Here is a 19,193-nt window from a genome sequence, read left to right as displayed (position 1 = left end):
GGGTCGTGGTGCGTCCCGCGCGAGGGACGCACCACCGAGGGGGGTGAGGAGTTGGCGAGGACCGACCACGCGCGGGGCGCGCGCCGGTTCGCGGTCGAGCGGGCGCTCGCGCCGCACGTCGACCCGCAGTGGGCCCAGGACGTGCTGGTCGAGCTGAGGGTGCTCGGCGTCGACGGCACCGACATCGCCCGCGTGCTGTCCGACGTGGAGGTGCACGTCGTCGCGACCGGTGAGGACGCCGCGGCGGCCTTCGGCGACCCCGTCGACTACGCGCGCTCGCTCGCGCTGCCGGTGGAGCCCGGTGACGGGCAGGACGCCCGGGGCGTCGACGTGCTGCAGAGCGCGGCGCAGATCGTCGGCGTGATCGTGCTGTTCGAGGGCGCGTCCGCGCTCGGTCGCGGCGAGGACGCCGTGCTGACCTGGGGGATGCTGTGCTCGGCGCTCCTGGCGACCGGCGCGACGGCGCTGCTCCTGCGGCACGGCGAGCGTGTGCTGCGCGCGGTGGTGCGGTCCCGCGCGCGCCCGCTGCTGGTCTCTGTGCTGGTCTCTGCGCTGGTCGTCGCGATGGTCGTCGCCGTGCTGCTCGTCGTGCTCCCGACGCTCCTGCTCACCGCGGCGGCGTTCACGGTGCGGGCGCCTGTCGCGCTCGTCGTCGGCTGCGTCCTGTTCCTGGGTGCGACGACGCTCGGCATCGTCCGCGCCGCGCGCGTTCCCGAGGACCCCGTGTGGCTCGCCGAGCACGGCACCCCGCAGCACCGCTGGCTGTGGCTGAGCTCGGTCCCGCTCGTCGCCGCCGTGGTGCTCGGCGTGGTCGCGATGTACTTCCTGGGACGCGCGTCCTGAGCGGTCGGCCCTGCCCCGGTCAGGACAGGAACAGCGCGCGCAGCCGGCTCGTCGTGAACGCGACGCCGACCGCGATCATCGCCGCGAAGTACCCCACGTGCACGAGCATGCCGACGTGCAGCGCACCCGTGGTGAGGCCGCGAACCAGCTCGACCGCGTGCCACAGCGGCAGCGCCTTGATGAGCCACTGGATGGGCTCGGCGTAGACCGACAGCGGGTAGAACGTCGCCGAGAACAGGAACATCGGCAGCATCACGAAGTTGATCCAGTCCATCTGCTGGAAGGTCTTCATGTAGCTCGTGACGGCCATGCCCAACGACGCGAAACCGAACGCGATCAGCAGGACCGCGGGGATCGCGAGCACCGCGGTCCACGACAGGTTGAGCCCGAGCACCTGCATGACGGTCATGAACCCGACCGCGTAGACCCCGCCGCGCAGCAGGGCGTACACGATCTCCCCCAGCGCGACGTCCAGCGGGCCGATCGACGTGGCGAGCATCGCGTCGTACAGCTTGCCGAAGTGCATCTTGAAGAAGACATTCCACGTCGAGTCGTAGATCGCGCCGTTCATCGCGGACACCGCGAGCAGCGCGGGGGCGATGTACGCCGCGTACGGCACCTGCTCCCCCGTGCCCAGCGTGACGCCGCCGATGAACGAGCCGAGACCCCAGCCCATCGCGAGCAGGTAGAACACGGGCTCGAAGAAGCCCGAGACGACGACGGTCCAGTTGCTCGCCTTCGTGGCCGACAGCGCGCGCTCGACGACCGCGCGCACGTTGCCGGCGTACAGCGCGCGCACGCTGCCGGCACGCCGCTCGTCGGTGGGGACGGTGGTGGTCGTCATCCGCGCAACCTCCCTGTGAACACGCGTCGCGCCACGAACCAGCCGACCGTGGCCAGCACGAGCAGCACCGCGACGTGCGCGGCCCACGGCCACGCACCCGGCCCCGGGCCGTACGACGCGAAGCGGCCGAGTTCGCTCGCGTGCCAGATGGGCGAGACCCACCCGACCCACTGCAGGCCGACCGGGAGCGTGTCGAGCGGGTAGAACGTGCCGCTGAACAGGAACAACGGCGTGAAGACGAACCGCTGGACCATCGCGAACTGGCCCTTGTCCTCCTTCAGGCTCGCGGAGAACGCGAGCAGCGGCAGCCCGAAGGCCAGGCCGGCGAGCACGCCCACCGGCACCATGAGCGCGCCCGCGAGCGGGTCCCCTACCGCGCCGAACGCGACGATGAGCAGGTAGTAGGCGGCCGAGACGAACACCATGCGCAGCGTCACCGCGATGACCAGGCCCGTGCAGATCTGCTGCGGCGACACCGGCGAGGCGTTCATGCCCCAGAACACGCGGCGCCACCGGAAGCCGCCCATGACGGTGTACGTGAACTCCTCGGTCGTCACCGAGACCGCGGCGGTCGCGAGCAGCGCGGGCGCGACGAACCACAGGTAGTCGATCGGGCCGTCCGGGCCGCTCGCGACCGGCACGTCCAGGAACGCCGCGAGGCCGAGGCCGATGCCCAGCAGGTAGAGCAGCGGGCTGCCGATGCCCGTCATCACCACGGTCCAGCCGTAGGAGCGCATCTGCTTGAGCTGGTGCTCCGCGATGTACCACGCGCCGAACCGGCGCGGCCGGACCGCACCGGCCCGTGCCGCGGCGACCATCTGCTGCGCGCCCGCGTCGGCGCTCGTCGTCGTCGCGCTCATCACTCGACCAGGCTCCGCCCGGTCAGGCGCAGGAACACGTCCTCGAGCGAGGACCGCCGCACGAGGCTCGTGGTCGGGTGCAGCCCGAGGTGCGTGACGCGCTCGAGGAGAGCCTCACCGTCGTCGGTGTACAAGAGCACCCGGTCCGGAAGTACCTCGTGCCGGTCTACCAGGTGCGCGAGCTGATCGGCAGCCGACGCGTTGCGGTCGGAGCCGAACCGCAGCTCCACCACCTCGCGCGTCGAGTACTGGCGGATCAGCGCCGACGGCGAGCCCTCGGCCATGATCCGGCCGTGGTCCACCACGATCAGCCGGTCGCACAGCTGCTCGGCCTCGTCCATGTAGTGCGTGGTGAGCACCAGAGTGGTGCCGCGCTCCTTGAGCCGGAACAGCCGGTCCCACAGCACGTGCCGCGCCTGCGGGTCGAGGCCCGTCGTCGGCTCGTCGAGCATGAGGATGCGCGGCTCGTTGATCAGGGCCCGCGCGATCGTCAGACGTCGCTTCATCCCGCCGGAGAGGTCGTCGACCCGCGCCTTGGCCTTGTCCTCGAGCTGGGCGAACGTCAGCAGCTCGTCGGCCCGGCGCGCGCACTCAGCGCGCGAGATGCCGAAGTACCGCCCGTAGACGATGAGGTTGTCCCGCACGCGCAGCTCGGTGTCGAGGTTGTCCTCCTGCGGCACCACGCCGAGCTGCGAGCGGATCTCCGGCCCGTGCGTGTCCGGGTCCAGCCCGACGACCCGCAGCTCGCCGGCGGTGCGTTGCGACACCGCCCCGATCATCCGCATCGTCGTCGACTTGCCCGCGCCGTTCGGCCCGAGCAGCCCGAAGGACTCCCCCGGCGGGACCTCGAAGTCGATGCCGTCGACGGCCGAGAACTCCCCGAACCGCTTGGTCAGCCCGCGCGCGGAGATGACGGGGGGCAGGGAGCTCGGTGCGGTCACAGTCGGCCACGGTAGCCGCGCGCACCGACACCTGCCGAACCCTTTCGGCTCCGCTCTCTCCGTGCGGACCGCACATATCGCCCGTATGGTCCATTACCTGCCAGAACCCCTCGATGTCAAGGAGTTCGACATGACCATCACCGGCATCATCAGCGCGATCATCATCGGCGCCATCATCGGCGTCCTCGGACGGCTCTTCGCCCGCGGCCGGCAGCGCATCGGCGTGCTCGGCACGATCCTCGTCGGGATCGTCGCCGCACTCGTCGGCACGTTCCTCGCCTCCCTCATCGGCGTCAAGGAGACCCCCGGCGTCGACTGGATCGAGCTCGCCCTCCAGATCGGCCTCGCAGTGCTGTTCGTCAGCGCCGTGTCCGGCAGCCGGCGCCGCCGCGCCCTGCTCTGACCCGACGCTCTCGCGTCGGACACGCACCGCCGCGTCGTCGTCCCCCCGACGACGTGCACGTCCCGGAGCCGGCGGGTGGGAGCCCTTGGGCCCTGCCCGCCGGCTCCGGACGCCTGTAGCGTCCAGCCATGATCCTGGCCGACCTGCAGTCCCGTGTGCGCATCGCGCTGACGAACACGCTCGTCGAGGAGTGGACGCTGTTCACCCCGACGACCGGGACGAGCCGACCGAGCGAGCGGACCATCGCGTTCCACCTCGGCTGGTACCTGCGCCAGACCGTCGACCGCTCCTGGGACGTCGACTCCGAGTACGACCGCTCCGGCATGGTCCTCGAGCAGTCGGTGCAGTACGACGGCCACGTGCCCAACCTGATCGTCCACCACCGCGGCATGCTCGGTCCCGAGCACAACCTCCTGCTCGTGCACGTCGCCGTCGACTCGGCGTCGGACGCCCACGAGGGCCCCGGCATCGAGACCGCCCTGGCCCTGCAGCAGCGGTTCGGCTACCGCTACGCGATGCTCCTCGACCTGCGCCTGCACACCGAGGGCCGACGCGCGTCCGTCACGCCCTACTGGCAGTGGACCACGCTCGAGCACGGCCCCGAGCGCCCCGAGCCCGCACCCGTCTACACCGACCGGGTCCTGGCCGAGATCACCGAGCGCGCCCGGCGAGCAGGCGACTGACCTCCCCACCGACCGGTCCGCCCAACCGAATCCCGCCCGGCTCCGTTCTGTGCGCGACAGGTCGGACCGACAGAGGGGGACAGGACCCGTGGCATGGCAACAGATGCTCGACCGGGTGGTGCGTGAGCGCTACCCACGGCTGCTCGCGCACGCGACGCTGCTGACCGGCAACCGCGCGGACGCGCAGGACGTGCTGCAGGACGCGCTCGTCGCGACGTTCTCCGGGCGCGCGCGGTTCGCGACCGTCGCCGAGGCCGAGGCCTATGTACGACGAGCGGTCACGTCTCGGTACATCGACGCCGTACGACGCCGCGACTCCGAGCGGCGGGCACTGCGTGTCGTCGGCTCCCGACCGGTCCGACCGGTCGAGCTCGAGCCCACGGGCGTCGCGCGTGAGCTCGTCGACGCGCTCGCCACCCTCCCGGCGCGCGAGCGTGCGTGCGTCGTCCTGCGCCACGTGGAGGACATGTCCCTGCGCTCGACCGCCGAGGCCCTGGGTCTCAGCGAGGGAGCGGTCAAGAGGTACACGGCCGACGGGCTCCAGGCGCTCAACGCGCTGCTCGGGACCACGGCCGGCGACGACGAGCACGTCGTCGTGCGGATGAAGGAGGTGCGCGATGCGTGAGCTGGACGCTGTGGTGAACGAGGCGCTCGACGCCGACGAGGACGCCCTGACCCGGGTGCTGGACCTCGAGGACCTGCTGACCGACGTCCGACGCCGCACGCGCCGGCGCCGGGTCGTGCGGACCGCTACCACCTCGGTGTCGTCCGCGGCTGCCGTCGGGCTCGTCGCGGTCGGTGCGTACGCGCTGGCAGGCAGCGACGAGCCGCAGCCGAACCCGGCACAGACCGGCACGCCGCACGAGACGACGAGCCCCGCACCCATCCCGACCATGCCGACCCCGACCCAGGCACCGACCCCGTCCGGCACCCCAGACCCGGGCGCGCGCACCGTCCCGACGGCCGACCCGGCGTCCGTCCTCGCGACCGCGGGCACCGCACTGCAGGTCTACGGCCCCGACGGGTCCGTCCTCGACGCCGTCGAGCTCGCCGCGTCCGGACCGGTCGCCGCCGGCACCGACGACTTCCGCGCCCAGGTGCCCGGGTTCGCCGACCGTCCGAGAAACGTGGCTGCGACCTCCACCGAGGGCGTGTACGTCGCGTCGCGGTACCAGGACAGCGACGAGGACAACCCCTACCCGGGCAGCGACGTGGGCACGTGGGACGGGTCGACGTTCCGGCCCTGGACCAGCACCATGACGATCGTGGACGAGGACGAGCTCCGCATGGTCGGGCCGCTCACCGTCGCGGACGGCTGGGTCGCCTGGCTCGAGAGTACCGGTCACGACTGGTGGATCGGCCGGTGGCGGGTGTTCGCGGCCCGCGAGGACGGCAGCGACCTGCACCTCGTCGCACGCTCCGAGGACTTCCTCGACCCCGCGCTCGACGAGACGGTGCCCGACTCGACGGTCGCGATCCTCGACGGCCGCGTCTACTGGTCGACGGTCCGGCCCGACCTGCAGCCGGGCGACACCCCGGACGAGACCGACACGGTCGTCGTCTCCCGTGCGATCGACGGCACGGGCGAGATCCGCGTCGAGGCGGTCGGCGCCACGCTCGTCGCCGGCGGGTTCGGCCGTCTCGCCGTGCAGATGATCGATCCCGAGGTGGAGGGGTTCGTGGTGGGGCTCCTCGAGGACGGCCACCTGCGGCCGGTCGTCGCCAACGGCGGCGCCGAGGTGGCGCTGGGTGACGGCTTCCTCGCGTTCGACCACGAGAGCGACCTGTACGTCCTCGGCCTCGACGAACCCACGCTGGGCCGGATCTCGCTCCCCGGCGCAGACATCAGGTGGGGAATCGGCGCCGACGCCGACCACGTGGGCTGGACGACGAGCACGACCGAGGGGGAGCAGGAGGCGCTGATGCACTACGACGTCGCCCACGACGTGCTGCGACGCGCCGAGGCCCCACGCGCCTGGGCGACGCGCACGGGCGTCGTCGACGCGACCGACGACCAGGAGGTCTGGACGCTCGTGGAGTGGGCGGACTGACCGCGGACGCACGAAGGGTCCCCGACCGCACGTGGTCGGGGACCCTTCGTCGTCACCCCGGCACGCCGACCGCGCACGGACGTCCGCGGTCGGCGGTGGATGAGGTCGGCCGCCGGACTGCCGGCGACATGCTGGGTGGAGCCAAGGGGACTCGAACCCCTAACCCCCTGCTTGCAAAGCAGGTGCGCTACCAATTGCGCCATGGCCCCCGGCTCGGCCAGGGGCCGAGGGGTCGGTCACTCGAACGTGTCGGTGACCTCCGACCACAGGTCCCGCTCGTCGCGGTCCTGGGCGACCTTCTGGTACACGACGTATCCGACGGCGGCCAGGGCCGCCAGGAGCAGGAGCTTCTTCATCGGTCCCCCACGTGGTCGGGAGTGGGCCTAACAGGACTTGAACCTGTGACCTCTTCCTTATCAGGGAAGCGCTCTAACCGTCTGAGCTATAGGCCCGTCGCACGCGGCAAGCGCAGCGCGCCGGATGAGACTACCCCAGCGCTGCCCCGCCGCCCAAACCGGCGACGGCCACGCCGGGGTGCCTCGTGAGGTCACTCGTCCGTCATGGTCACATGCAGCCCGCCGACGAGCGCCGCGACGATGTTGTAGAGGAACGCGCCGATCGTGGCGAGCGCGGTCAGCAGGAACACGTCGACCACGGCCACGAGCGTCGCGCCGGAGATCACGCGCTTGAACTCGACGTACTGCAGCACGTCGACGTTGGACTCGGTGCCCGTGACCTGGGTGACCAGGTCGTTGATGTTCGTGAACACGTGCAGGCCGTTGAGCGTGTACCAGACGACCGCGACGGCGACGACGAGCAGGATGCCGAACGCCACGGACAGCAGGAACGACAGCTTCATGACCGACCACGGGTCGATCCGGGAGATCGCGAGCCGCACGCGGCGCGGACCGCCCGCGGCCGCGACCGTCGGGATCCGGCCGGTCGCCGGGCGCGCACCCGTGCCCGACGAGGGGGCGGTGGTGGACGTGCGCGGCGGGACCGACGGCGGGTTGGTGCCGGTCGCGCCCGCGGACGCCGGCGGCGCCGTGGGGGTGGTCGTCATGGCGAGGTCCTCGTTCCGGGGCCGGGTAGCCGTGGAGATCTTGGCGCTGGTGGCGCCGGCCGCCTTCTTGAGCCAGGCGGAGGTCTTGTCCACGGCCGCCATGAGCGGGGTGGGCGGGTCCTGCGGCGACGTGCCCGACGAGCTCGCGCTCGTCGTCGCCGCGGTCGTCTGCTCGGCACGCACGGGATCCGGCGTGGCACGGTCCGGGCCGGCGTGGTCCGGTGCCGCGTGCTCGTCGTCCCGCGGGGGAGAAGGCACGGGGTCCGGCCGGACCGCCGTGCCGTTCGACGGCCCGTTCCCGCTCGAGTCCCGGCCGCCGGGCGACGCCACCGTACGCGCCGACGACGCCTGGCCGGGACGGTTGCGGGGCGGGATCGAGGGGGGAGGGGGGTCCGTCATGCGTCCTCCGTGGGCGTCTCGGGCGCGTCGCTCGCGCTCGCGTCAGCCGCCGGGTCAGGGTCGGTGGCGACGCCGGACGCGTCGCTCTCGCCGACCACGGTACCGGCATCGTCCTGCTCCTGGCGCTCGGTGTTGCGTGCGACCGCGATGATCCGGTCACCCGAGTCGGGCTTCGCGAAGATGACGCCCTGCGTCGTGCGGCCCGTGGCGTGCACCTCCGCGACCGCGGAACGCACCACCTTGCCGCGCTCCATGATGACCAGGACCTCGTCGTTCGCGTCGACGACGAGCGCGCCGACGAGGTCGCCGTTCTGCTCGGGCAGGTTCGCGACCCGGATGCCGAAGCCGTTGCGGCCCTGCTGACGGTAGTTGTCGACCGACAGCGCGGTGCGCTTGGCGATTCCGCCCTCCGTCACCGTGAACAGGAACGCGTCCTCCCGGACGACGTCCGCGGCCAGCAGCTCGTCGTCGCCGCGGAACTTCATGCCCGTGACGCCGCTCGTCGCGCGGCCCATGGGGCGCAGCTGCTCGTCGTCGGCCGTGAAGCGGATCGACTGGCCCTGGCGCGAGACCAGGATCATGTCCTGGTCGGAGTCGACCAGGCGTGCCGAGACGAGCTCGTCCGGCCGGCCCTCGTCGTCCTCACGCAGGTTGATCGCGATGACACCGCCGGTCCGGTTCGAGTCGTAGTCCGTCAGGCGGGTCTTCTTCACCAGGCCGCGCTTGGTGGCGAGCACCAGGTACTCGGCCTGCTCGTAGTCGCGCAGCGCGAGGACCTGGGCGATCTTCTCGTCGGGCTGGAACGCCAGCAGGTTCGCGACGTGCTGGCCCTTCGCGTCCCGGCCGCCCTCCGGCAGCTCGTAGGCCTTGGCGCGGTACACGCGGCCGAGGTTCGTGAAGAACAGCAGCCAGTGGTGCGTCGTCGTGACGAAGAAGTGGTCGACGATGTCGTCCTCGCGCAGCTGCGCGCCGCGCACCCCCTTGCCGCCGCGTCGCTGCGCCCGGTAGTTGTCGCTGCGCGTGCGCTTCGCGTACCCGCCGCGCGTGATGGTGACGACCATCTCCTCCTCGGCGATGAGGTCCTCCACGGAGACCTCGCCGTCGAACGGCAGGATCTGCGTGCGGCGCTCGTCGCCGTACTTGTCGACGATCTCCGCGAGCTCGGTCGAGACGATGTCGCGCTGGCGCTGCTCCGAGGCGAGGATCGCGTTGTACTCGGCGATCTCCGCCTCGAGGACCGCGTAGCGGTCCAGGATCTCCTGGCGCTGCAGCGCGGCCAGTCGGCGCAGCTGCAGGTTGAGGATCGCGTTCGCCTGGACCTCGTCGACGTCCAGCAGCTCCATGAGGCCCGTGCGGGCCTCGTCGGCGTCGGGGGAGCGGCGGATCAGCGCGATGACCTCGTCGAGCGCGTCGAGCGCCTTGAGGTAGCCGCGGTAGATGTGGATCTGCTCCTCCGCCTTGCGCAGGCGGTACGCGGTGCGCCGGCGGATGACGTCGATCTGGTGCGTCACCCAGTGCCGCACGAACGCGTCGATGCTGAGCGTGCGGGGCACGCCGTCGACGAGCGCCAGCATGTTCGCGCCGAACGTGTCCTGCAGCTGCGTGTGCTTGTACAGGTTGTTCAGCACGACCTTCGCGACCGCGTCGCGCTTGAGCACGATGACCAGGCGCTGGCCCGTGCGGCCCGACGTCTCGTCGCGGATGTCCGCGATCCCGCCGACGCGGTTCTCGCGCACCAGGTCCGCGATCTTCTTCGCGAGCGCGTCCGGGTTCACCTGGTACGGCAGCTCCGTCACGACCAGGCAGATCCGGCCCTGGATCTCCTCGACCTCGACGACCGCGCGCATCGTGATCGAGCCGCGGCCCGTCCGGTACGCCTCCTCGATGCCCTTGCGGCCCAGGATCGTCGCCGCCGTCGGGAAGTCCGGGCCCTTGATGCGCTGCATGAGCGCCTCGAGCAGCTCCTCGCGGCTCGCGTCCGGGTGCTCCAGGTGCCACTGCACGCCCGCGGCGACCTCGCGCAGGTTGTGCGGCGGGATGTTCGTCGCCATGCCCACCGCGATGCCCGCCGAGCCGTTGACCAGCAGGTTCGGGAAGCGGCTCGGCAGGACCTGCGGCTCCTGCGTGCGGCCGTCGTAGTTGTCGCCGAACTCGACCGTGTCCTCGTCGATGTCCCGCACCATCTCCATGGCGAGCGGGGCCATCTTGCACTCGGTGTACCGGGGCGCGGCCGCCGGGTCGTCACCGGGCGAGCCGAAGTTCCCCTGGCCCGCGACCAGCGGGTAGCGCAGCGACCAGTCCTGCACCAGGCGGACGAGCGCGTCGTAGATCGCGCTGTCACCGTGCGGGTGGTACTTGCCCATGACGTCGCCGACGACGCGGCTGCACTTCGAGAACTGGCGGTCCGGGCGGTAGCCGCCGTCGTACATCGCGTACAGCACGCGACGGTGCACCGGCTTGAGGCCGTCGCGCACGTCGGGCAGCGCACGCCCGACGATGACCGCCATCGCGTAGTCCAGGTACGACCGCTGCATCTCGAGCTGCAGGTCGACCTGGTCGATCCGGCCGTGCTCGATGCCGTCGTCGTTCGGGATGTCGGTCACGTCAGTCCTTCGTCAGTTCGTGTCGTGCGGTGCGCGCTGCTCGTCGTCGACTAGATGTCCAGGAACCGCACGTCCTTGGCGTTGCGCTGGATGAACGAGCGGCGTGCCTCGACGTCCTCGCCCATGAGGACCGAGAAGATCTCGTCGGCCGCCGCGGCCTCGTCGAGCGTGACCTGCAGGAGCGTGCGGCGCTCGGGCGACATGGTCGTCTCCCACAGCTCCGAGTAGTCCATCTCGCCCAGACCCTTGTACCGCTGGATCGAGTTCTCCTTGGGCAGCCGCTTGCCCGCGGCCTGACCCTCGACGATGAACGCGTCCCGCTCGCGGTCCGAGTACACGTAGTCGTGCTCCGCGTTGGACCACTTGATCCGGTACAGCGGCGGCTGCGCCATGTACACGTGGCCGTTCTTGATGAGGTCCGGCATGTACCGGAACAGCAGCGTGAGCAGCAGCGTGCGGATGTGCTGGCCGTCCACGTCGGCGTCGGCCATGAGGACGATCTTGTGGTACCGCAGCTTGGCGAGGTCGAAGTCCTCGCCGATGCCCGTGCCGAACGCGGTGATCAGCGCCTGCACCTCGAGGTTGCTGAGCGCACGGTCGAGGCGCGCGCGCTCGACGTTGAGGATCTTGCCTCGGATCGGCAGGATCGCCTGCGTGCGCGGGTTGCGTCCACGCACCGCCGAGCCGCCGGCCGAGTCGCCCTCGACGATGAAGACCTCGCACTCCTCGGGCCGGTTCGACTGGCAGTCCTTGAGCTTGCCGGGCATGCCGCCCGACTCGAGCAGGCCCTTGCGCCGCGTCGCCTCCCGCGCCTTGCGCGCCGCCATGCGCGCGGCCGACGCCTGGATCGACTTGCGGATCACGTCGCGCGCCTCGTTCGGGTGCGAGTCGAGCCAGTCGCCGAGCTGGTCGGTGACCACACGCTGCACGAACGTCTTCGCCTCGGTGTTGCCGAGCTTCGTCTTCGTCTGGCCCTCGAACTGCGGCTCGCCGAGCTTGACCGAGATGACCGCCGTCAGGCCCTCGCGGATGTCGTCACCGGTGAGGTTCTCGTCCTTGTCCTTGAGCAGGTTCTTGTCCCGCGCATACCGGTTGATCAGACCGGTCATCGCCGCACGGAAGCCCTCCTCGTGCGTGCCGCCCTCGGTCGTCGAGATCGTGTTCGCGTACGTGTGGACCGACTCCGAGTAGGCCGTGGTCCACTGCATCGCGATCTCCACCGAGATGCGCTTGTCCGTGTCCTCCGACTCGAAGTCGATGACGTCGGGGTGCACGAGCTCGACCTTCTTCGCCGAGTTCAGGTGCTTGACGTAGTCGAGCAGGCCGTCGTCGTACCGGTACGTGACCGTGCGCGCGGCCGGCTTGTCGTCGGCGTCGGGCGCGTCCGGCTCACCCGCGACCTCGTCCTCGGTGCCCAGGTGCTGCGGACGCTCGTCGGTCAGCGTGATCTGCAGGCCCTTGTTCAGGAACGCCATCTGCTGGAACCGGCTGCGCAGCGTCTCGAAGTCGTACTCGACCGTCTCGAAGATCGTGTCGTCCGCCCAGAACGTCTGCTGGGTGCCCGTCTCCTGCGTCGGCTCACCCTTGCGGATGCCGCCCACGGGGTGGCCACCGTTCTCGAAGTCCATCTCCCACGTGAAGCCGTCACGCCGGACGACCGACTCCACGCGCTTCGACAGCGCGTTCACCACGGACACGCCGACGCCGTGCAGACCGCCCGACACGGCGTAGCCGCCGCCGCCGAACTTGCCGCCCGCGTGCAGGATCGTCATGACGACCTCGAGCGTCGGCTTGCCCTCGGTCGGGTGGATCGCGACGGGGATGCCACGGCCGTTGTCGACGACGCGCACGCCGCCGTCCGCCAGCAGCGTCACCTCGATGTGGTCGCAGTAGCCGGCGAGGGCCTCGTCGACCGAGTTGTCGACGACCTCGTAGACGAGGTGGTGCAGTCCGCGCTCACCCGTCGACCCGATGTACATGCCGGGGCGCTTGCGGACCGCCTCCAGCCCTTCGAGGACGGTGATCGCGTCGGCGTCGTAGCTGCCGCCGGACTCGGGCTTGGGGCTGGGCTGCTCGGCCACGGGCGGGGGTGCTCCTCGAGATCTGCGAAACGCGCCGGAGCGGGCCGCCCGACCGCGAGGAGGGCAGATCACTCCGTGACGTTGGAGTTCCGGGCACCAGGGCGCCAGGAATGACCCTAGAAGTCTACCCGCACCAGGGGCCCTGACCCCGCTGAACGGCCCGTCCTCGGGCGGCGGGTTCCGTGAAGGTCCGACGACCGCGTGCGCACGCTCACCCGTACGTGTCCCGCACGCCCCTGCCCTTGACGCTGCGCGGACCCCGGCCGAACCCCGGGCCGCCCGGTCCCTGGACCTCGATCTCGACGACGACACCCTCGCCGACCGCCTCCGCGAGCATACGCAGCATCGTCGGCACCGCCCAGCGCAGGTTGGTCGCCCACGCCGTCGAGTCCGCCCGCATCGTCAGCACGCCGCCGTCGAACGACACGTACTGCGTGTGCGACGCGACCTCGTCGCCGAGGATCTGCGACCACCGCGCCTGGATCGTGCCCGCCGTGACACCCGGCGACCACGCGAGCTGCCCGATCAGCTGGTCCAGCGCCTCGCCGACCGTCCGCGGGTCCCGACCGCCCGGACGCGCGTCCCCGAGCTGCACCTCACGACGCACACGCGCCGCATCACCGGGGCGCAGGCCGCGCCGACGGGCGCTCTCCTTCGCGCGGCCCAGCGCCGCCGCCGCGACCTGCCGCTCAGGGGTGAGCTCCACGAGCTCACGCAGCGCACGCGTGCCCGCCGGCCTCCCTGCCTGGTCAGATGACACGCGACACCTCGCCCGCCATGACGTCGACCCGCCCGCCGGCCAGCGGCTGCGGCACGTCCGCCGCGACGGCCGCCGTGATGAGCACCTGCCGCGCGGGCGCGACGAGCTCCGCGAGCCGCTCACGGCGGCGGGCGTCGAGCTCGGCGAACACGTCGTCCAGGATGAGCACCGGCTCGTCGTCCGGCCCACCCTGCGGCCCGCCCGCCGTGAGCACGCGCCACGACGCGAGCCGCAGCGCGAGCGCGAACGACCACGACTCGCCGTGGCTCGCGTACCCCTTCGCCGGCAGGTCCGCCAACGTGAGGACCAGGTCGTCACGGTGCGGCCCGACGAGGCACACACCGCGCTCGATCTCCTTGGGCCGCAGGCGTCCCATCGCCTCCAGGAGCTGCGCCTCGACGAGCTCGACCGGCGCCGCGTCCGTGCTCGGCGCGGCCGCCGCCTGGTCCAGCGCGCCGTCGAGCGACGCCTTGTACGCGATCCGTGCATCCCCCTGCCCCGCGCTGACCTGCTCGTACGCGTCCGCCACGTGCGGCGCGAGCTCGGCCACCAGCCTTCGACGCTCCACGACGATCTGCGCACCCAGCTGCGCGAGCTTGCCGTCCCACACGTCGAGCGTGCGCAGGTCCGCACCGCCCTGGCGCGACCGCGCCGCGGCGCCCGCCGACTTCAGCAGCGCCGAGCGCTGCCGCAGCACACGCTCGTAGTCCGCCACCGTCGCGGCCGTGCGCGGCGCGAGCTGCACGAGCAGCGCGTCGAGGAACCGGCGCCGGCCGTCCGGGTCGCCCTTGACCAGCGCCAGGTCCTCGGGCGCGAACAGCACCGTGTGCAGGATGCCGAGCACGTCACGCGCCCGCACCGGACTGCCGCCGTTGACCCGCGCACGGTTCGCCTTGCCCGCGGTGATCTCGACCTCGACCACCGTCGCGCGCGGCCGCCCCGGCTCGAGCTCGCGCACCACCTTCGCGCCGACAACCGCGCGCTGCTGACCCGCACGGATGAGCGCCGCATCCGTCGGGACCCGGTGGCTGGCGAGCGTCGCCACGTACCCGATCGCCTCCACGAGGTTCGTCTTGCCCTGGCCGTTCGGGCCGACGAACGCCGTGATGCCGGGGTCGAGCTCGACGTCCGCGTGCGCGTAGGACCGGAAGTCGGTCAGCTGCAGGTGGGCGACGTGCATCGTGTGGTCTCGTCCGGGGGCCGGGGGAGTGCGCGGTCAGGCGGACGGCGGGACGGCCGCCCCGGGCGCCGGGGTGCTGTCGCTGCGCACCGGCCCGGTGGTCCCCGCCGGCTTGACCGCGTGCCCGCCGAACTGCTGACGCAGCGCGGCGACCGCCTTCATCGCCGGGGACTCGCCCTGGCGCGACGCGAACCGCGCGAACAGCGCCGCCGAGATCACCGGCGCCGGCACCGCGAGGTCGATCGCCTCGTCGACCGTCCACCGGCCCTCACCCGAGTCCTCGACCCAGTCGTCGATCGCCGCGAGGCCCGGGTCCTGCTCGAGCGCGCGCACCAGCAGCTCCAGCAGCCACGAGCGCACGACCGTGCCCTGCGTCCAGGCGCGCATCGTCCCGTGCACGTCCGTGACCAGGTCCTTCGCCGCGAGCAGCTCGTAACCCTCCGCGTACGCCTGCATCAGGCCGTACTCGATGCCGTTGTGCACCATCTTCGAGTAGTGACCCGCACCCACCGTCCCGGCGTGCACGAACCCGTCCGCCCGGTCACCCTGCGGCCGCAGCGCGTCGAAGACCGGCATGGCGCGCTGCACGAGCTCCGCGTCACCCCCGACCATCAGGCCGTACCCGTTCTCCAGGCCCCAGACACCGCCCGAGACCCCCGCGTCGACGAAGCCGATCCCGTGCTCACGCAGCAGGGCCGCGTGCGGCTCGTCGTCCTGGTAGTACGAGTTCCCACCGTCGATCACCAGGTCACCCGCGGTCAGCAGCCCCGCGAGCTCCGTGACCACCCCGTCCGTGATCGCGCCCGACGGCACCATGACCCACACGATGCGCTCACCTGCGGGCAGCGCGTCGACGAGCGCCTCCAGCGACGGCACGTCCGTGACGTCGGCGTTGCGGTCGTACCCGACGACCTCGATCCCGGACCGACGGATGCGCTCGCGCATGTTCGCGCCCATCTTGCCCAGCCCGACCAGACCGATTTTCATGACGGTCGTCCTTCCCTCGCTCCGCCGCGGTGGCCCGCGCCCTCACTCCCGGACCGCACCAGGCCCACTGTGCCCGCCCTCGCGCGCGGGTGCGCGTCGGACCGGACGTCCGACGATCTCGGGGCGCAGGCCCCGCTCAGCTCGCGAAGCGGATGGGCACCAGCAGGTAGCGGTACGTCTTGTCGTCCTCGCCCTCGAGCGAGCCCTGACCCGTGAACTCGACCGGCTTGTTCGGGTGCGTGAACGACATCCGCACGAACGGCGTGTCCAGCGCGCCCAGGCCGTCGGCCAGGAACTGCGGGTTGAACGCGACCGAGATGTCGTCACCCTCGAGCGTCGCCTCGAGCGCCTCGGACGCCTGCGCGTCGTCACCCTGACCCGCGTCGAGCACCACCTGGCCCTGCGAGAACGTCAGCCGGATCGGGGTGTTGCGCTCCGCGACGAGCGCGACACGCTTGGCCGCCTCGACCAGCGGCGACGTCGCGACGACCGCGTGGATCGGCGTCTCGTCGGGGAACAGACGACGCACCGGCGGGTAGTCGCCGTCCACCAGCAGGCTCGTGCTCTGGCGCCCGCCGGCCTCGAAGCCGATGAGGTCCACGCCCGCACCCGTCGACAGGCTCACCGTGACCGCACCCGCGCTGCCGAGCGACTTCGCGGCGTCGTTGAGCGTGCGCGCCCGCACGAGCGCGACGGTCGAGATGTCCGGCGCGGCCGGGTGCCACGTGAGCTCACGCAGCGCCAGGCGGTAGCGGTCGGTCGCGAGCAGCGTGACCTTCTCGCCCTCGATCTCCACGCGCACGCCCGTGAGCAGGGGGAGCGTGTCGTCGCGGCTCGCGGCGACCGAGACCTGCGCGACGGCGTGCGTCAGCGCGTCGCCGTCGACGGTGCCCGTCACCGGCGGCATCACCGGGAGGTTCGGGTAGTCCTCGACCGGCATCGTCAGGAGCGTGAAGCGGCTCGCCCCGCACGTCACGACGACCTTCGTGCCGTCGAGCGTCACGTCGACCGGCTTGTCGGGCAGCGCGCGCGAGATCTCCGCGAGCAGACGACCCGAGACCAGCACCGTCCCGGGCTCCGAGACGTCGGCGGGGATCTGCGACCGTGCGGAGACCTCGTAGTCGAAGCTCGAGAGCTGGATGACACCGGTCGCGTCGGCCTCGATGCGCACGCCCGCCAGGACCGGCACCGGAGGACGGGTCGGCAAGCTGCGCGCCGTCCAGGTGACGGCCTCGGCGAGAACGTCCCGCTCGACCCGGAACCTCATGGATCACAACCTCTCGTCGTTCTCACTGCTCAGTCGTCACGCGAACACTACGCGAGTGGTCCGACGCGGGGAGTCCCGCCGTTCGTGTCATTCGCCGTGGGCCTTCACGGCGCGTCCGTGCCCTCGTCGTGCCCTCGTCGTGCGCAGTCCTGCTCGCAGCGAAGGTGTGTGGATCATCGTCATAGGAACCTGTCGTCGTCGTCATCGCCCTTGTGCACGGTGTGGACAACCCGGTGTCGTCGCAGGTCGGGCGGCGGTGGGCCGTGTGCAGGTGGGGTGTGGACGACGAGGCGCCGGCTGTGGGCGGACGTGGACGGCCAGACTCTCGTCATTCCGTGTCCACCGGTCCGCCGTCCGCCGTCCACATCGCACGGCCCGTCGTCCACCGTTGTCCACAGGACTGTGCACAGGTGTGTGTATTCGTCCCATGCATGTCTCCATCTGGGGATGAAGGTGTGGGCCCGTGGGTCCCGAGATGTCCGACTCTGTCCCGATCTTCGGCGTCGACGGAAGGTGGGATCTCTCGTTGAGCGCAAACGCGCAGGTCAGGACCGTGTGCGCGAACCGGGCATACCGCTCGGCGGTCGACCGTGTGATGTTCTGCACATCATCCACAGACGCCCGTCCCAGCCTGTGGAAAACCATGGGGACGGAGCGGTGTGACCGGCGTCGCACCAGGTGGGACCGCGTCAGCTGCGGCTCTGCTGCTTGATGCGGTTCGTGAGCTCCGTGACCTGGTTGTAGATCGACCGGCGCTCCGCCATCAGCTCGCGGATCTTGCGGTTCGCGTGCATGACCGTCGTGTGGTCACGGCCACCGAAGGCCTGGCCGATCTTCGGCAGCGAGAGGTCCGTCAGCTCGCGGCACAGGTACATCGCGATCTGCCGCGCCGTCACGAGCACGCGTGATCGCGACGAGCCGCACAGGTCGTCGATCGTCAGGCCGAAGTACGCCGCGGTCTGCCCGATCACCTGGGTCGCGGTGATCTCCGTGGTCTGGTCGTCGGTGATGAGGTCCTTCAGGACGATCTCGGCGAGCGACAGGTCGACCTGCTGGCGGTTCAGGCTCGCGAACGCCGTCACGCGGATGAGCGCACCCTCGAGCTCACGGATGTTCGTCGAGATCTTCGACGCGATGTACTCCAGCACGTCCGGCGGCGCCTGCATGTTGTCGCCGCCGGCCTTCTTGCGCAGGATCGCGATGCGGGTCTCGAGGTCCGGCGGCTGCACGTCGGTGATCAGGCCCCACTCGAAACGCGAACGCATCCGGTCCTCGAAGCCGTTGAGCTGCTTGGGCGGCAGGTCTGACGTGATCACGACCTGCTTGTTCGCGTTGTGGAGCGTGTTGAACGTGTGGAAGAACTCCTCCATCGTCTGTTCCTTGCCCTGCAGGAACTGGATGTCGTCGATGAGGAGCACGTCGACCTCGCGGTAGCGGCGCTGGAACGCCCCCGCCTTGCCCTCCGAGATCGAGTTGATGAAGTCGTTCGTGAACTCCTCCGAGTTCACGTACCGCACCCGCACGCTCGGGTAGAGGTTCTGCGCGTAGTGCCCGATCGCGTGCAGCAGGTGGGTCTTGCCGAGGCCCGAGTCGCCGTAGATGAACAGCGGGTTGTACGCCTTGGCGGGCGCCTCCGCCACCGCGACCGCCGCGGCGTGCGCGAACCGGTTGGACGAGCCGATGACGAAGGTCTCGAACAGGTAGTGCGGGTTGAGCCGGGCGGGCTCGGCCGCCTGCCGCCGCGTCGAGGGCACCTCGCGGCGCGGCTGGTCGCGCTGGTCGGGCAGGTCGTGCGCGCGCGGGTGCGCGTCCGCGACGACGAGGGGAACGGTGCCGTGCACGTCCGTGTCGAGGTCCGGTCCACCGTGGTCGGAGCGGCCGGGCTCGGGCGCGGTCGTCGTGAATCCGCCCGACGACACCGGCGCCGAGGTCATCGCGCGCACCGCGGGCGGCGCGTCGTCCACGAGCTGCGGGTCGACCGTGATCGCGAAGCGCCCGTCGCGCCCGAGCGCGTCCGTGAGCGCGTCCGTCACCTCGGTGCGCACCTTCGTCTCGAGGTACTCCTTGGTGTACTCGTTGCCGACCGCGAGGATCAGCGTGCCGTCCAGCAGGCCGAGCGGCTGCGCGAGGCGGACGAACGCGAGCTGGCGCTGCGTGATGTCCGGGCTGGCCTCGAGCGTCGTCACGACGTGACCCCAGACTCGAGTCAGCTCTTCGTCCTGTGCCAC

17 protein-coding genes and 2 tRNA genes are annotated in these 19,193 nt (G+C 71.2%); 5 read left to right on the top strand and 14 right to left on the bottom strand.

The features are described 5' to 3' along the window. Nucleotides 1-51: 51 nt before the first annotated feature. The gene (locus ACT17Q_RS00095; RefSeq protein ID WP_444663853.1) at nt 52-843 is read left to right on the top strand and encodes a hypothetical protein; all 792 of its coding nucleotides are present in this window, start codon (nt 52-54) and stop codon (nt 841-843) included. Between the two features lie 19 nt (nt 844-862). Here ACT17Q_RS00095 and ACT17Q_RS00090 read toward each other — a convergent pair whose 3' ends face one another. The 3 genes from ACT17Q_RS00090 to ACT17Q_RS00080 are packed head-to-tail and all read right to left on the bottom strand — an operon-like array spanning nt 863 to nt 3,470. After that, nucleotides 863-1,687: an ABC transporter permease gene (locus tag ACT17Q_RS00090; RefSeq protein WP_444663851.1), complete on the bottom strand. Its 825-nt coding sequence runs from the start codon at nt 1,685-1,687 to the stop codon at nt 863-865. Next, nucleotides 1,684-2,547 carry an ABC transporter permease gene (locus tag ACT17Q_RS00085; protein WP_444663849.1) on the bottom strand — a complete coding sequence of 288 codons (864 nt, stop codon included), beginning with the start codon at nt 2,545-2,547 and terminating at the stop codon, nt 1,684-1,686. Before ACT17Q_RS00085 ends, ACT17Q_RS00090 begins: the two co-directional genes overlap by 4 nt. After that, nucleotides 2,547-3,470, bottom strand: a complete 924-nt coding sequence (locus ACT17Q_RS00080; RefSeq protein WP_444665416.1) for an ABC transporter ATP-binding protein — start codon at nt 3,468-3,470, stop codon at nt 2,547-2,549. Before ACT17Q_RS00080 ends, ACT17Q_RS00085 begins: the two co-directional genes overlap by 1 nt. Before the next feature lie 148 nt (nt 3,471-3,618). Between ACT17Q_RS00080 and ACT17Q_RS00075 the strand changes: the two genes are divergently transcribed. The 4 genes from ACT17Q_RS00075 to ACT17Q_RS00060 all read left to right on the top strand — a co-directional run bounded on the left by ACT17Q_RS00075 (nt 3,619) and on the right by ACT17Q_RS00060 (nt 6,625). Further along, nucleotides 3,619-3,891 carry a GlsB/YeaQ/YmgE family stress response membrane protein gene (locus ACT17Q_RS00075; RefSeq protein WP_094181428.1) on the top strand — a complete coding sequence of 91 codons (273 nt, stop codon included), beginning with the start codon at nt 3,619-3,621 and terminating at the stop codon, nt 3,889-3,891. A 128-nt stretch (nt 3,892-4,019) separates the two neighbouring features. Continuing rightward, nucleotides 4,020-4,574, top strand: coding sequence for a hypothetical protein (locus ACT17Q_RS00070; RefSeq protein WP_141322448.1), 555 nt, complete (start codon nt 4,020-4,022; stop codon nt 4,572-4,574). An 88-nt stretch (nt 4,575-4,662) separates the two neighbouring features. Continuing rightward, nucleotides 4,663-5,199: a sigma-70 family RNA polymerase sigma factor gene (locus ACT17Q_RS00065; RefSeq protein ID WP_094181429.1), complete on the top strand. Its 537-nt coding sequence runs from the start codon at nt 4,663-4,665 to the stop codon at nt 5,197-5,199. Next, nucleotides 5,192-6,625 carry a hypothetical protein gene (locus ACT17Q_RS00060; protein WP_444663846.1) on the top strand — a complete coding sequence of 478 codons (1,434 nt, stop codon included), beginning with the start codon at nt 5,192-5,194 and terminating at the stop codon, nt 6,623-6,625. Before ACT17Q_RS00065 ends, ACT17Q_RS00060 begins: the two co-directional genes overlap by 8 nt. Before the next feature lie 136 nt (nt 6,626-6,761). On the opposite strand, the gene ACT17Q_RS00055 is transcribed toward ACT17Q_RS00060, so the two are convergent. The 11 genes from ACT17Q_RS00055 to dnaA all read right to left on the bottom strand — a co-directional run bounded on the left by ACT17Q_RS00055 (nt 6,762) and on the right by dnaA (nt 19,193). Next, nucleotides 6,762-6,834 (bottom strand) — tRNA-Ala (locus ACT17Q_RS00055). Between the two features lie 27 nt (nt 6,835-6,861). Continuing rightward, nucleotides 6,862-6,981, bottom strand: a complete 120-nt coding sequence (locus ACT17Q_RS00050; RefSeq protein WP_013882073.1) for a DLW-39 family protein — start codon at nt 6,979-6,981, stop codon at nt 6,862-6,864. A gap of 22 nt (nt 6,982-7,003) precedes the next feature. Beyond that, nucleotides 7,004-7,077 (bottom strand) — tRNA-Ile (locus ACT17Q_RS00045). A gap of 95 nt (nt 7,078-7,172) precedes the next feature. Beyond that, on the bottom strand, nt 7,173-8,087 hold the full coding sequence (locus ACT17Q_RS00040; RefSeq protein WP_444663844.1) for a DUF3566 domain-containing protein: 915 nt from the start codon (nt 8,085-8,087) through the stop codon (nt 7,173-7,175). After that, on the bottom strand, nt 8,084-10,690 hold the full coding sequence (gyrA, locus tag ACT17Q_RS00035; protein WP_444663842.1) for a DNA gyrase subunit A: 2,607 nt from the start codon (nt 10,688-10,690) through the stop codon (nt 8,084-8,086). Before gyrA ends, ACT17Q_RS00040 begins: the two co-directional genes overlap by 4 nt. A gap of 50 nt (nt 10,691-10,740) precedes the next feature. Beyond that, the gene (gene gyrB / locus ACT17Q_RS00030) at nt 10,741-12,771 is read right to left on the bottom strand and encodes a DNA topoisomerase (ATP-hydrolyzing) subunit B (protein ID WP_444663840.1); all 2,031 of its coding nucleotides are present in this window, start codon (nt 12,769-12,771) and stop codon (nt 10,741-10,743) included. Nucleotides 12,772-12,982: 211 nt separating this feature from the next. Continuing rightward, nucleotides 12,983-13,531, bottom strand: a complete 549-nt coding sequence (locus ACT17Q_RS00025) for a DUF721 domain-containing protein (RefSeq protein WP_444663838.1) — start codon at nt 13,529-13,531, stop codon at nt 12,983-12,985. Continuing rightward, the gene (recF, locus tag ACT17Q_RS00020) at nt 13,521-14,711 is read right to left on the bottom strand and encodes a DNA replication/repair protein RecF (protein ID WP_444663836.1); all 1,191 of its coding nucleotides are present in this window, start codon (nt 14,709-14,711) and stop codon (nt 13,521-13,523) included. Before recF ends, ACT17Q_RS00025 begins: the two co-directional genes overlap by 11 nt. Before the next feature lie 36 nt (nt 14,712-14,747). Further along, complete coding sequence (gnd, locus tag ACT17Q_RS00015) at nt 14,748-15,698, bottom strand: phosphogluconate dehydrogenase (NAD(+)-dependent, decarboxylating) (RefSeq protein WP_444663834.1); 951 nt, start codon at nt 15,696-15,698, stop codon at nt 14,748-14,750. 136 nt (nt 15,699-15,834) lie between these two features. Then, nucleotides 15,835-16,965 (bottom strand): DNA polymerase III subunit beta, encoded by a 1,131-nt coding sequence (gene dnaN, locus ACT17Q_RS00010; protein WP_094181437.1) that lies wholly within the window; start codon nt 16,963-16,965, stop codon nt 15,835-15,837. A 689-nt stretch (nt 16,966-17,654) separates the two neighbouring features. Continuing rightward, complete coding sequence (gene dnaA, locus ACT17Q_RS00005) at nt 17,655-19,193, bottom strand: chromosomal replication initiator protein DnaA (protein WP_444663832.1); 1,539 nt, start codon at nt 19,191-19,193, stop codon at nt 17,655-17,657.

It is taken from the genome of Cellulomonas sp. CW35 (genome assembly GCF_052378485.1).
Lineage (GTDB): Bacteria > Actinomycetota > Actinomycetes > Actinomycetales > Cellulomonadaceae > Cellulomonas > Cellulomonas uda.
The sequence above is the reverse complement of the archived record's forward strand: the minus strand, read 5'-3'. Positions and strand labels throughout refer to the sequence as shown.

Excerpts from the sequence above, each read along its gene's own strand:
- ACT17Q_RS00070 (WP_141322448.1), top strand. The coding sequence starts at position 4,020 with ATGATCCTGGCCGACCTGCAGTCCCGTGTGCGCATCGCGCTGACGAAC.
- gnd (WP_444663834.1), bottom strand. The coding sequence starts at position 15,698 with ATGAAAATCGGTCTGGTCGGGCTGGGCAAGATGGGCGCGAACATGCGC.
- ACT17Q_RS00040 (WP_444663844.1), bottom strand. The coding sequence starts at position 8,087 with ATGACGGACCCCCCTCCCCCCTCGATCCCGCCCCGCAACCGTCCCGGC.
- ACT17Q_RS00050 (WP_013882073.1), bottom strand. The coding sequence starts at position 6,981 with ATGAAGAAGCTCCTGCTCCTGGCGGCCCTGGCCGCCGTCGGATACGTC.
- ACT17Q_RS00060 (WP_444663846.1), top strand. The coding sequence starts at position 5,192 with ATGCGTGAGCTGGACGCTGTGGTGAACGAGGCGCTCGACGCCGACGAG.
- ACT17Q_RS00075 (WP_094181428.1), top strand. The coding sequence starts at position 3,619 with ATGACCATCACCGGCATCATCAGCGCGATCATCATCGGCGCCATCATC.
- ACT17Q_RS00085 (WP_444663849.1), bottom strand. The coding sequence starts at position 2,547 with ATGAGCGCGACGACGACGAGCGCCGACGCGGGCGCGCAGCAGATGGTC.
- dnaN (WP_094181437.1), bottom strand. The coding sequence starts at position 16,965 with ATGAGGTTCCGGGTCGAGCGGGACGTTCTCGCCGAGGCCGTCACCTGG.
- ACT17Q_RS00090 (WP_444663851.1), bottom strand. The coding sequence starts at position 1,687 with ATGACGACCACCACCGTCCCCACCGACGAGCGGCGTGCCGGCAGCGTG.
- recF (WP_444663836.1), bottom strand. The coding sequence starts at position 14,711 with ATGCACGTCGCCCACCTGCAGCTGACCGACTTCCGGTCCTACGCGCAC.